General features: G+C 50.8%; 11 protein-coding genes. 3 read left to right on the top strand and 8 right to left on the bottom strand.

Annotation, left to right across the window (positions count from 1 at the left end):
* Positions 1–9 precede the first annotated feature (9 nt).
* Both AOT11_RS07455 and AOT11_RS07450 read left to right on the top strand, forming a co-directional pair.
* Positions 10–1,560: a COG3650 family protein gene (locus tag AOT11_RS07455; protein ID WP_017420399.1), complete on the top strand. Its 1,551-nt coding sequence runs from the start codon at positions 10–12 to the stop codon at positions 1,558–1,560.
* Positions 1,557–2,162, top strand: a complete 606-nt coding sequence (locus AOT11_RS07450) for a tRNA-uridine aminocarboxypropyltransferase (RefSeq protein ID WP_017420400.1) — start codon at positions 1,557–1,559, stop codon at positions 2,160–2,162. The genes AOT11_RS07455 and AOT11_RS07450 overlap by 4 nt, the downstream gene beginning before the upstream one ends.
* A gap of 44 nt (positions 2,163–2,206) precedes the next feature.
* Here the strand turns inward: AOT11_RS07450 and AOT11_RS07445 are convergent, their stop codons facing one another.
* The 7 genes from AOT11_RS07445 to lptM all read right to left on the bottom strand — a co-directional run bounded on the left by AOT11_RS07445 (position 2,207) and on the right by lptM (position 9,491).
* Positions 2,207–4,696, bottom strand: a complete 2,490-nt coding sequence (locus AOT11_RS07445) for a bifunctional diguanylate cyclase/phosphodiesterase (protein ID WP_026050292.1) — start codon at positions 4,694–4,696, stop codon at positions 2,207–2,209.
* A 129-nt stretch (positions 4,697–4,825) separates the two neighbouring features.
* Positions 4,826–5,542: a 5-amino-6-(5-phospho-D-ribitylamino)uracil phosphatase YigB gene (yigB, locus tag AOT11_RS07440; protein WP_017420402.1), complete on the bottom strand. Its 717-nt coding sequence runs from the start codon at positions 5,540–5,542 to the stop codon at positions 4,826–4,828.
* A complete protein-coding gene (xerC, locus tag AOT11_RS07435; RefSeq protein ID WP_026050291.1) occupies positions 5,539–6,489 on the bottom strand; it encodes a tyrosine recombinase XerC in 951 nt (316 codons plus the stop codon). Before xerC ends, yigB begins: the two co-directional genes overlap by 4 nt.
* Positions 6,458–7,159, bottom strand: coding sequence for a DUF484 family protein (locus tag AOT11_RS07430; protein ID WP_017420404.1), 702 nt, complete (start codon positions 7,157–7,159; stop codon positions 6,458–6,460). Before AOT11_RS07430 ends, xerC begins: the two co-directional genes overlap by 32 nt.
* 72 nt (positions 7,160–7,231) lie before the next feature.
* Positions 7,232–8,062 carry a diaminopimelate epimerase gene (gene dapF, locus AOT11_RS07425; protein WP_017420405.1) on the bottom strand — a complete coding sequence of 277 codons (831 nt, stop codon included), beginning with the start codon at positions 8,060–8,062 and terminating at the stop codon, positions 7,232–7,234.
* Between the two features lie 10 nt (positions 8,063–8,072).
* On the bottom strand, positions 8,073–9,326 hold the full coding sequence (lysA, locus tag AOT11_RS07420) for a diaminopimelate decarboxylase (protein WP_017420406.1): 1,254 nt from the start codon (positions 9,324–9,326) through the stop codon (positions 8,073–8,075).
* A gap of 48 nt (positions 9,327–9,374) precedes the next feature.
* The gene (gene lptM / locus AOT11_RS24240; RefSeq protein WP_407829908.1) at positions 9,375–9,491 is read right to left on the bottom strand and encodes an LPS translocon maturation chaperone LptM; all 117 of its coding nucleotides are present in this window, start codon (positions 9,489–9,491) and stop codon (positions 9,375–9,377) included.
* A gap of 75 nt (positions 9,492–9,566) precedes the next feature.
* On the opposite strand from lptM, the gene cyaY reads away from it, so the two are divergent.
* Positions 9,567–9,881 (top strand): iron donor protein CyaY, encoded by a 315-nt coding sequence (gene cyaY, locus AOT11_RS07410; protein WP_011079140.1) that lies wholly within the window; start codon positions 9,567–9,569, stop codon positions 9,879–9,881.
* A gap of 93 nt (positions 9,882–9,974) precedes the next feature.
* Here the strand turns inward: cyaY and AOT11_RS07405 are convergent, their stop codons facing one another.
* Positions 9,975–12,509 carry a class I adenylate cyclase gene (locus AOT11_RS07405; RefSeq protein ID WP_017420408.1) on the bottom strand — a complete coding sequence of 845 codons (2,535 nt, stop codon included), beginning with the start codon at positions 12,507–12,509 and terminating at the stop codon, positions 9,975–9,977.
* Between the last annotated feature and the right edge of the window lie 97 nt (positions 12,510–12,606).

The raw sequence follows: 12,606 nt of genomic DNA, 5'->3' as shown, positions 1-12,606 counted from the left end.
AGATATAACATGAAGGCGTTTAAAAACCCAGTCGCCCTATCGACACTGTTGCTGTTACAAGCGTGCTCAACCAGCGCCCCCGTCGCCACTCAATCTGCTCCTCCACTGCCAACGGCCAATCTCAGCCAACCCGAGTCGGTGATCGCACAGAGTTTTATGCTGTCAGGCAGTTTAGTCGTCGGCCATGAAGCGCAATACATCACACCTTGCGGCAGTACGCAGCAATATTGGCTACAGCTGAGCGCTCAGCAGCGTCAGCAATTGATGGCGCTGACCAGCCTGCCCTATCAGTCTATGTATGGCGAAGTGATTGGCCACTTAAAAACCACCGGTGATGAAGGTTTTGCTTCGGAATACGATGCGTTGTTTGTGGTGGAACAACTCAATTTAGTCGATGCCAGCAACCCAACCCGCTGCGAGCAAGCCGCTCGTCCAACGCAAGCATTCGGCAATGAACCCAACTGGCGTATTGATTTTGCCGCCAATCAGCTGACCATCAAACAACTGAGCAAACAAGATCAAACGCGTGAGATTAGCCGCAGCCAGCTCAGCCCGCGTAAACGCGAGTATCAGTTTGATGGCGGCCAATTACTCCTCAGTGAAAATTTGTGTAAGGACACCATGAGCAACAGCCTTTACGGCTGGAAAGCAACGTTTGACTGGCAAGATACCCAGTTATCGGGCTGTGCCACCACCTCGAACATCGATGCCACGCTCGGTTGGCGTGGTTTGTACACGGCGACCTCAACCCAATCTTCCGGTTTTAGCGTGCACATGCAGCTCAACGCAGACCACAGTGCTGAAACGCGTTATCTCTATGCCAATGAAGCGCGTCCTCTGGTGGAAAAAGGCTACTGGCAGCAACTCAATCCCAATCAGATCCAAGTGGTGATGACGCACCATCAGGGGCAAAAATTAGTCACCGAACGCATTTTCACCCGTACGGGTTCACAGCTAAAAGCGGAAAAGGAAAAAGTCGGCAAGGTGGTCTATCCGATTGCTCAAGGCGGGCTGATTTTGTATCCCGCCGCCGCAGGTGAAATGATGAGTGATGCCCCCGTCACCACTCAAACCGCCATTCCTACGGATACCCGTAACGTGGCCTCCAGCGCGGAGTTTCGTCGCGATGTTGATCAGGCAATACGTGAGTATTTTCGTCTGCACAAAACCGATCCAAGCAATAACCAATACCGCTGGCTAACGTACGATCTCAATGGGGATGGCAAAGAAGAACTGCTGGCACAGTTAGACTGGTGCGGCTCGGGTGGCTGTACCCTGCTGATTTTTGAAAATCACCAAGAGACTTGGCGCTTCAATAGCCGCATTACCTTGGTGAACACACCGATTTACCTCGGCAATCAACGCAACCACGGCTGGCAAGATCTTATCTTCAACGTCCGTGGCGGCGGCGCCAAAGCTCAGTCACACCTGATGCAATATGATGGTATTAGCTATCCACTCAATCCGAGTGTTGCGCCTGTCGCGCTTGGTGAGCAGATCAGTCAGGTAGAACTGTTCTCCGATGGCATCAGCCCAGTACGCGAAGGAGTGAAACTGTGAAGCCACAAGCCTGCCCTCAGTGTGGGCTGCGTTATCAATGCCTGTGTGACCAGTTTCCGTCACTTCAAAGTGAGGTCGCACTGGTGCTATTGATGCACCCAAATGAGGTCGAGCGAGAAACCAATACCGGCAAACTACTGCATTGGTGCCGTTTGCCCGTGCGCCAGTTCGTTTGGCAGCGCACTGCGCCTGCGCAAGCGTTATTGGATCTGCTCAGCGATGCGCAGTTTATGCCTGTGGTGCTCTATCCCAGTGAACAGAGTATTACCCTTACTCAAGTAGAGGAACGCGCCCAGCAAACCCAGCGCCAGCCGCTGTTTATCATTCTTGATGCCACATGGCAGGAAGCACGAAAGATGCTCAATAAAAGCGAGTGGCTAAAAGCACTGCCACAGCTCGCTTTACACAGCGACAGCGCGTCGAACTATCAATTAAGACGTAATCAGCAACAAGGCAATCTGTGCACCTTAGAGATTGCGGCAGAGTTAATAAAGCAACTCGGTGAAGCACACAACGCCACGTCAATGACCGAACTGCTGCGCGATTATTTGGCGGCGTTTCATGCCGATCGCAGTGGCCATGCGCTAAAAAGCGTGCCTTAACAACACAGAGGTTAGCCCAGATGCCTCATCTAGGGCTCACCCCCTCAGAATAAGCGACTTGGCAGGCCGAGATAATAGCCCTGCAAGTAATCGACCCCCATGTCTTGAGCGATTTCACACACCTGCTGATTGTGGACAAACTCTGCCACGGTTTTCGCTTCCAGCACCTGACACAAGCGCACCAGCTGACTGGCGATCTTGCGCTGTTTGCTGTCTTGGTCGATGTTGCGGATCAAACTGCCATCGAGTTTGATGATGTCTGGCTCAAGCTTAATAATTTCGTCGATGTTGGAATAACCCGAACCAAAGTCGTCAACAATAATGCGCGCCCCCAACTGACGGAAATGACTGCACACTTCAATCATGCGGCCATAATCTTTGATCTGCTCCGACTCCAACACCTCCAAACCGATACGTCTGGGGTCATTGAGCTGACGAATCGCCGTTTCCAATAGCAGCATGGTTTTATCGCTCATCAGATCTTGCGGGGAGAGGTTAATCGAAAACATCCCGCTTCTGTCTCGCATATAGTTCAAGGTGCTTTGAATCATATGGCGGCTCAAACGAGTATAGAGGTGGGTGTCGGCAATAATCGGCAAAAACTGCCCTGGCAAAATAATGCGTCCGTCGTTTTCGACGATTCGCACCAAACATTCTTGTGAGTAGGGGGTGGTGCCGTCGGCGTGAAACAGAGGCTGCGCATAAGTGACGATATTTTGCTGCAAAATCGCCCGACTGACGCAACTGAGCCAAGCCAGTTGCTCTTTGCGTCGCTCGTCACTCACTTGAATGTCTTTGGCGTTGCAAATATGGGTATTGCTGCGCACCCCAGCGCGCCGCGCCTCAATCGCTTTGAGCAGCAGTTCATCACCACTGGCTTGCGGGAAATCTCGCCGGCTGGCTAAGCCTCCACACAATGAAATCGACAGGTAATCCACTTGTTCCAAGCCCGAGGGTTCGAAGTTGGTCTGCTCAATCACATCGGCAAAACGGGTAAACTGCTGCTTGATGGTCTCACCACAAATTTCAGCGCGAAAGACAAATGCCCACTCGCCAACACCAATGCTGTACAACTGCATATCCGCCTGTTTGCCCAAGCGCCGTCTGAGACGAGTTAAGAAGCTCACCGACAACATTCGCAACAGCTCATCACCGACTTGATAACCATACTTTTCATTGATGTGGCTGAAGTTGAGCAGCTTTAAGGTCAACAAATGTTCATCATCGCGAATAGCCGACAAATACTCTTTCAGGGCGATGCGATTTTGTAATCCAGTGCGACTGTCACGGCGATAACTTTCTTGCAGTTTCAGCGTTTGCCGCTCCAGTTGATACTCCATATGGGACTGCACCTGATCGAGATCGGCAATCGCATTACGAATCAAACAAAACAGCGGTGAAATCGTACTATCAATCTCATCCGCTGGCAGTTTGAGCTCAGCTACTTCATCACTTTCGCGCATTGCAAGGTAAGTTAAGCTGTGGTGTAACAGTTCTTGTTTGACACCATCATGATAAAGCTCGCCCATGCAATAGCTACCATGACTGATCGCGATCTGATGAAAAGGCGCCACTTCTTGGCAACCATCGATAAAGTCGAGTCGAGACGCACAGTTGTAGATAAACACCGTTTCCGGTTGATGCAGCGCCAGCTCCACCACACCATGTTTGAGCTGCTCTAGGGTTAACGAAGGGTGGTTGTAGCAAAAACGCACCTGATCGCCGATAGACCAGGTTTTATCGAAAGAGATACTGCCATCATGGTGGATCTCACGTACCGCACACACCTCTTTGTGTTTGCCTCGCTCTCGGTAGAGCGGAAAATTGAGCAGATGGCTCGCCGAGAGTTCATGGCCATCGGCCAAATAACGTTTGTAAACCTCGTAGGCTGACTTGTTGCCAAGAGAAATGAGACGCGGCCCTTCGGCGGCCGTAACGGCATGGTACATGCCAACAGGGTTCCACTCTGAGTACGCGCTGGTCCATACTTTAAGCTGTTCACTGTGCAAAGCCACGGCCACCACCGCTTGCGTGTAGAGCTGGTCTTGGTGCAGAACCCAACATCCGTCAGCAGCACTTTGTGCTAAACCGCCGCATACTGGCGTTGCGATACCATCATTGAACGCGCCGTAAAGCGGGTAATCTTGCCGCTCCACTTGCACAGAAAAGCTGATCACCGCTCGGCTGGTAGGGGTTAATTGCAATGCTTGGCGTAAATCGTAACCATCCAGGTCTGCGGATCCCGAATAGGACACCACTGCCGAGGTCAGTGTGGTGTGACAAAATTCCGCAATCACCACCAAACAACCGCCAGTTAAAATTTCACCGCCATAAATGGTGTGCTGCGTACTGTGGCCAATGATGTCCACATTCGGCAAGTGCGCCAGCAGATGCCGAGCATATCCCTGTGTGATAGAGGCCGTCTGAGTGGAGAAAATCTGCACCAAATAGGTATTGTGCGCGTCCCAGCGATAATCGCTGGTCATCGCTTGCAACTGCGTAAGATCCTCGACCCAGAACGAGAAAGTCTGCATATCCGTATCAACCCCGACATCAAATGGGCGCAAACCCTGCGTGTTCCAATTGTGAGAATTCTAATTTATGATGCTTTTTCCAGCAAAACCAGCGTTATGCAGGGAAGATTGATAGGATTGAGAGCGGGCTTACAAAAGTAGGAGTAACTGACTTAATTCATTGATTTCTAAATTAGGAAGAGTTTTGGCTTTAGCTTGCTGACGCAGGTTGATCTGCTTTGGATTGATCCAGCACGACATAAAACCATGCAAGTTGGCGCCGTGCACATCCGAGAGCAAATGGTCGCCAACATGGAGAATGCGCTGCGCTGGCAACTGCAAGATCTGCTCCGCACGCTGAAACAGATCACCGGCCGGTTTCGCCACCCCGTCAGGGCCAGCTTTTAAGACAGCTTGAAAGTAGCCTTGCAAACCGATCGCCGCGACATCCACGTTACCATTGGTGATCGCCACTAAAGGCAGTTTGTCCGCCAATAATCTCATGACACGATGCGTTTCGGATGGCACCACCAACTGGCTGCGCCAATACAACGCCACCGCAACCCCCTCATCCGCCGCTTGCTGCGCCGCCGCCGCATCGTACCCAAGACGTAAAAACGCCTCGGTCAGTTGCTGATGACGCAGTTGTGTCACATCACTGCGCAATTGCGGAGAGCTTGCCGCCACGTCACGCTTTAATTGAGACCAATCTCTGTGACTCATCACTTGCGTCGCAGGATGCTGCGTGGCGAGCCACGCCAGCACCTCGCGCTCCAAGCGTTCAATCACCGGACGGTTATCATATAAAGTATCGTCTAAGTCGAAGGTCATTGCCGCGATTGGCTGCAGGGGGCGGTAATGTTTCATTCATCTTCCTCTTTGCGTTGAGAAGATTTTTTACGCGCCCTTGGGTGCGCTTGATCATACACATCGGCCAAGTGTTGGAAATCGAGGTGCGTATAGATTTGCGTGGTCGAAATGTTTTCGTGGCCTAGTAATTCTTGCACAGCACGCAGGTTATTGCTCGATTCGAGAATGTGCGTGGCAAATGAGTGACGCAGTTTGTGCGGTGTAATATGGCTCGCCACGGCCTGCTTTTGACCCCATTCCGCCATGCGCTTTTGCACACTGCGATGGGAAATACGCGTGCCAAGCTTCGAGACAAACAACGCCGGTTCACTTGGGTCCGCCAAACCACTACGCACTTTTAACCATTTGCCGACCCACTCGACCGCCATACCTGCAAACGGCACTTTGCGTTCTTTATTGCCTTTACCGATCACGCGAATTTCACCACTGCGCAAATGCACATCACGGACATCGATATCGACCAGTTCAGCCAAGCGCAATCCCGCACCGTACATCAGTTCCATGATGGCGCGATCACGGATGGCCAACGGGTCATCCTCGTTCACTTCAAGCAGTTGATTCACTTCATCAACATCGAGGTTTTTGGGCAGAGGGCGTTTTTTGCGCGGAGCCGAAACCCCTTTGGCTGGATTGGCCGTGAGGATGCCACGCAGAATCAAAAAGTCGAAGAAGCTGCGCAGCGAAGAGAGGCGCGTCGCGATGCTGCTCGCCTTCATCCCCTCGCGCATCCCTTTGCCCGCCAGTTGGCGCACCCAACCTGCGTCGACTTGCGGCCACGCTTTCAGCCCCATACTGTGCAAGTGTTCCGCCATGGTTTCCAGTTGCTGCTTGTAGTTGCGCTGGGTGTGCAGGCTTAAGCCCTTTTCCGCACGCAAGTACTCATAGAACTGATCAAGCGGCTTTCTCAGGCCACTAGGCAGTGGTGTGTTTGACGCTGTCGTCATGCTGCAATTGCCAAGCAAGGGTTTGAGCTAAATGGGCCACCACTAACGAGAGGTGACGAAGGAACAAGGTATCCATCTCCGGTTGGAAATGGCCCCCATCGGCACTGGAGAACGCCAGCAAACCAAGGGGATGTTGCTTCACCAGCGGCAAGACCACGTAAGAGCCCATTTCTGGTACGGGCAAATCACCAAACAGCGCTTCGCGATCGGCGTTGCGCAGACGCCCTAAATACGCCGATTTACCATTGAGATGGTTGGTGGCAAAACGCTGGTAGTTTTCCATGCTCAGTTGGTGCTTCGCTTCACATTGGTTCAATAGACGCACATAAGCCACCAAACCGAGTTCATGCGCTTTGAACTCTATCGCCTTCACCACTTGCTGGAAATCACGACAACGCAGGATTTGCTCTTGCAGGTCCATGAACTCATAAAAGGTGCGATCGTTGTTCGCCGCCAAAGACATCAAGGTCGTGATCTCTTCTTCCAATGCTTCAATACGTTGGCGTTGACGGTTCAGTTGAATGTGGACAAGCGATACTGTCCCTTGCTCCGGGTGCGGAAAGTTCAAACGGTCGACCAACTCCGGACGATGTACAAAAAAATCACGGTGGTCTTGAAGATACGCCGCCACGACTTCGGTGGTCAGCGCATCGGCTTCAGGGTAAGACAAAACATTTCCTCAACGATAACTCATGCAAGGTGATGAAAACTCATCACCTGCGGTGGCTAGAATCCGTGGGTTCTAGCAAGACAGCTGACCATCAAACACATGGGTCGCAGGTCCCGTCATATAAAGTGGCGTACCAGGCCCCTTCCAGTGAATGTGCAAATCGCCACCCGGCAAACTCACGGTGACGTTTTCATCCAACAAGCCTTGCAAGATGCCGACCGCCACCGCGCCACACGCGCCGCTGCCACAAGCTTGCGTTTCACCCGCACCACGCTCATACACGCGCAGGCGAATCTGTTCACGGTTGACCACTTGCATAAATCCGGCATTGACGCGCTCAGGGAAACGCTCATGCGATTCAAGCAATGGCCCTAACGTCTCCACTTCTGCGGTATCAACGTCATCCACCACTGTCACGACATGTGGATTGCCCATGCTCACCGCACCGCAAAACAGCGTTTTTTCGCCAACACGCATAATGTAGGTTTTCTCTTTTTGCTTGGCGCGGAAAGGGATTTTGTTCGGTTCAAACTCTGGCACACCCATGTTAACGGTGATTTCATCGTCTTCTTCCACATCAAGAATCATTTTGCCTTTCTTGGTGCTGACACTGATGCTGTATTTATTGGTCAGCCCTTTCATGCGAACAAAGCGGGCAAAACAGCGCGCGCCATTGCCACACTGTTCCACTTCACTGCCATCGGCATTGAAAATACGATAGTGGAAATCCGTCTCAGGATCGTAAGGTGCTTCCACCACCAGCAGTTGGTCAAAACCAACGCCAGTGTGGCGATCCGCCAAACGGCGGATCAGCTCTTGGGAGAAGTAAACGTTTTGAGTAATGCAGTCGACCACCATAAAGTCGTTACCCAAACCGTGCATTTTAGAAAAATGGAAATGCATAAAAAGCTCGTTACTCCGGAAGGATGTTTTCTAGTTCCCACAAGCTACGCAGTTCTTCGCGCTGACGAACTAAATGGTGTTTTTTGCCATCCACCATCACTTCGGCTGCTCGTGCGCGCGTGTTGTAGTTGGACGACATAACAAAGCCATAAGCGCCCGCACTGCGAACCGCTAGCAAATCGTTCTCTGCCAACACCAGTGAACGGTCTTTACCGAGGAAGTCTCCCGTTTCACAAATTGGCCCCACGAGATCATACGTCACCGCTTCGCCTTGGCGAGGCTGAACGGGCACAATGTCTTGCCACGCTTGGTACAGCGCAGGGCGCATCAAATCGTTCATCGCTGCATCAATGATGGCGAAATTTTTGTGTTCGGTGTGCTTGAGAAATTCTACTTTGGTCAGCAATACGCCTGCGTTCGCAGCAATCGCACGTCCTGGTTCAAAAATCAGTTCCAAATCTTGGTGATTTTCTAAACGACCCAACAGCGCTTTGGCGTATTCAGAAGGCTGAGGTGGCAATTCGTTGCGGTAGACCACGCCAAGGCCACCACCCACATCAAGATGGCGAATGTTGATGCCTTGTTCTTTTAGGTTATCGATCAAAGCCAGTAGGCGATCGGTCGCATCGATAAACGGGTCAATCGCAGTAAGCTGCGAGCCGATATGGCAGTCGATACCTTGGACGTTAAGGTTTTCTAAGCTCTGAGCAAATTGATACACCGCCGGCGCGCGATCAAACGCAATACCAAACTTGTTGTCACGCAAACCAGTCGAGATATAAGGATGGGTCTTGGCGTCCACATCGGGATTAATGCGCAGTGAGATTGGCGCTTTCACACCTAACTCTCCCGCAACGCGGTTCAAACGCTCAAGTTCAGGTTCCGATTCGACGTTAAAGCACTTGATGTTGAGTTCAAGCGCACGGCGCATTTCCGCTTCGGTTTTGCCCACACCAGAGAACACCACTTTACGTGGATCACCGCCAGCGGCCAACACACGTTCCAATTCGCCACCGGATACGATGTCAAAGCCAGAGCCCAATCGCGCTAAGGTATTCAGAACACCCAGGTTAGAGTTGGCTTTCACCGCATAACAAACAAGATGAGGATGCCCTTCTACCGAGCGATCAAACGCATGCCAATGGCGCTCAAGCGTCGCACGCGAATACACATACAGAGGTGTGCCGTACTGCTCAGCCAGACTGGTTAAGGAAACCTCTTCCGCCCAAAGCTGACCATCGTCCTGATAATTGAAATAATCCAAAATTCACTTCCCTTATAATATGGTCGACTGCTAAATCAGTTGCGATGCCTACTGTGGTTGCTCAGATTGTTGAGCGTCATCTGGAATGTACAAAGCGCCCGATTGACCACATCCGGCCAACAGCGCTACCGACAAGGTTAACAGCACAGTAAGTATTTTTTTCATTTTGCATATCGTGATTATTGATTCAATGCCCCCTATAATCGCACCACACTCAGGAAAAGCAATAGGATAGATAGGATGAACAATACTGAATTTCATCAACTAGTGGATAACGAGCTGCAACTCATTGAAGAAGCGATTGATGAATCAGGCGCAGACATCGATTACGAGACCACGGGCAACGTGATGACGTTAGAATTTGATGACCGCAGCCAAATCATCATCAATCGCCAAGAGCCGATGCAAGAAATTTGGTTAGCCTCGAAATCCGGCGGTTTCCACTTCCAATACAAAGCGGGGCAGTGGATTTGCTCCAAGACTGGCGTTGAGTTTGCACACATGGTCAAACAAGAGTGTGAAAAGCACGCGGGTGAATCGATCGATTGGGCTTAAAAGGTCATCATCACGCCACCAGCGCATAAACACGAAGAGCACCTGTCGGTGCTCTTCGTGTTTTGCTCATTCCATCAGTTTGTGACTAGGCAGTTAAACGTTGACTGCTTTGGACATCTTCGTTTGAGTACAGGCATCGTTACGATAAGGAATAATGTATGACTCCTGCCCTTCCTCTTGCGGATGAATGATTTGATAATACTGAGGCAAGTTGAAGTTAATGCATTTCGAGGCAACATGCTTGTCGTCTTTCACCGCGGTGTAGAAGCTGTTCACACTGGCGATCATCTCATCTTTAGAGCCGCTAAACTGGTGATACACTTCCACTTGGTTAGCTTCATCCAACACATAAATGTTGAAGCCTTTTTCCGTATCTTCAAAGAAAAACTGAATCAAGCCTTCGCTGGCAAAACCATCCACCACGGGCGGTAGATGATAGTCGTCCTCACGATCCAGCATCAGCAGCGGTGAGCCCTTGAGTTTGTTCGTCGAGATGCTGCGGTAAAAATCGACCGAGTTTTCTAACCTCTGCACCGACACGCCACGACGTTCAAAGAACAAACCGTAAGTCTGAGCTGCCAAGCGAATCGCTTTAAAACGGCGACGCTTTTCTTGCTCCACCGGCTTCAGGCGCAAATCAATGCACTCAGCCAACAGTTGATACACCATATTGCGCATCACGCCACGTAAGTTCTTGCTGTAGCAGAACACATCCACCGACTCTGGCGGAATCGCGTCTTGGTGCATTTTGCCCAACACGGTTTTCAGTGCATCCAACATCGCGGTTTCACCACGGAAATGCAGAGTCCGCACTTCATGCCAAGAGTTGCGATAAACCAGATCAACGCTGCCAATCAAACATTTCTGTTCCGTCCCAAAACTGAAAATGTCGGCGTTCTTGAGATCGACTTTTAATGAGCGTCCAGACAGCTCAGCAGTGGGATCGTTTTCAAAGTTGATGAACATCGCCAATTGGCTGATTTCACATGGGCTGGCTAACGCTTGCATGGTCGGACGGCGTTTACGCAGCGAGAAGGTATTACGCAGATCACTGACCATTTGATAGAACTTGTCGATGTCCAGTTGCGCTTCTTTGACCACGGCATGCAAGCGAGTGGATTCGGTGATCAAACCGTTGAAGAAGGCCCACGCCACCAACTTACTTAAGTATTCATGATGCTCAAGATAAGGTTGACCCAAAATACGGTGCGCAATCAGCGGTTGTTTATACAGATACCAGCCGGACTTATTGATGCGCCCTTCGCGCACTTCAATAAAACTCAAATCGGGTTCGTGCAAATCTGGCGAAATTTGTGGGTTGAGCAGCGTCACCTTACCCGGCAACACTTCAAACGCTGCATAAAGCTTACGTGCAAGAATACTGATGTCCTGCGGGCTGATCGCTGAGGTAATGTCATTACGACGAGCAAACTGAATCAGGTTACGGTAACTCTGCATCAAGGCATCAAGCAAGGCATGATGCACCACTTTAACCTGTTCCACTTTCCAGTTACGTCGGTTGTCTAACTCAACAATCACTGCCTGCGACCATTGCCATTGGCTGGTCAACTCACGCAACGCTTCGCGACGCCACGCCACGGAACCAACACCCGGTTCACGCGATAGTTTTTCATGGGTTTTGAGATAGAAGCAGCGACGCACCAAATCCAAACGTGTGTGGTCATTAATGCGTTCGAGATAACGAGTCACTTTCTCCAGCATCAGATAGTACGCATCCATCCCATAGAGATCTGGCTCATGAGCAAAGAAACGGCGCTTACTGTCGATACTCAGCAGTTGCGTGTGTGGGTATTCCCACGAATACGCTTCGAGCAAAATCGCCTTCAATACCGACTTGTATGGTGAGTCGATACTCTTGTAGAGCTGCCACAAGTTCGAACCAAAGTACTCTTCAGCAGGGATGCGACTCAGTTGACCAAAATCGATCCACTCATGGCAATTGATGTGGCCACCATTGCACAGCTCAGCCACGTATTGCTCGTAGCACTCTTCCATCTCAGGCGGCACGATTTGCCACAACAAGCGCTGCCCAGCAAGACGTACCGCTGAACGATAAAACTCATCCAGTAGCAACATATGCTGTGACGAACCACAGTTGTCACCCGTCATCTCTTCCGAGCGGTTGCTGCGGAACCGATCTTCATCCATCAAGAAAAAGTTGGCTTCTACGCCATGCATCTGCGCCCAATCGGTGATCAGTAAGCATTTATTGGCGAGGCTCTCTCTTTCGTCATGGCCCATTTGTGTAGGAATGCAGACCCAAATATCGAGATCACTGGAGGTACTTTGGCCAATGGACGAGGTACTGCCCATGGTATAGAGACCAAGAATTTGCGCATGCGGCGCGCGAGGTAAGGACTGACCTAGGGTTAACTCCGTGTCATCAACAAACTGCTGTTGAATATCATTGAGCTTGAGCCCATGCACCCCAAAGGGAACATCAGCGTCAAAATAGCCGGGGATAGCTGGGTGATTAAAGTGCAGTAAAACCGGGATGAGGTGAAATACTTGCTGACTTTGCAAATCCATAAGCGCCAGCGCACGCTCGATGCGTTGCCGGTTGAGGGTATCTAATCGCTGGATTAATTTTTCGGTATAAGCCTGCAAGGGATATCCTTGGTTTCAATATTGAGACACGTCTGCATAAGTTTTGAGCCATCCTGGCTAAAAAACGTGATCAATTTAACACTTCCATCCATGTTGG

The organism is Vibrio vulnificus NBRC 15645 = ATCC 27562 (assembly GCF_002224265.1).
Taxonomy (GTDB): Bacteria; Pseudomonadota; Gammaproteobacteria; order Enterobacterales; family Vibrionaceae; genus Vibrio; species Vibrio vulnificus.
The sequence above is the reverse complement of the archived record's forward strand: the minus strand, read 5'-3'. Positions and strand labels throughout refer to the sequence as shown.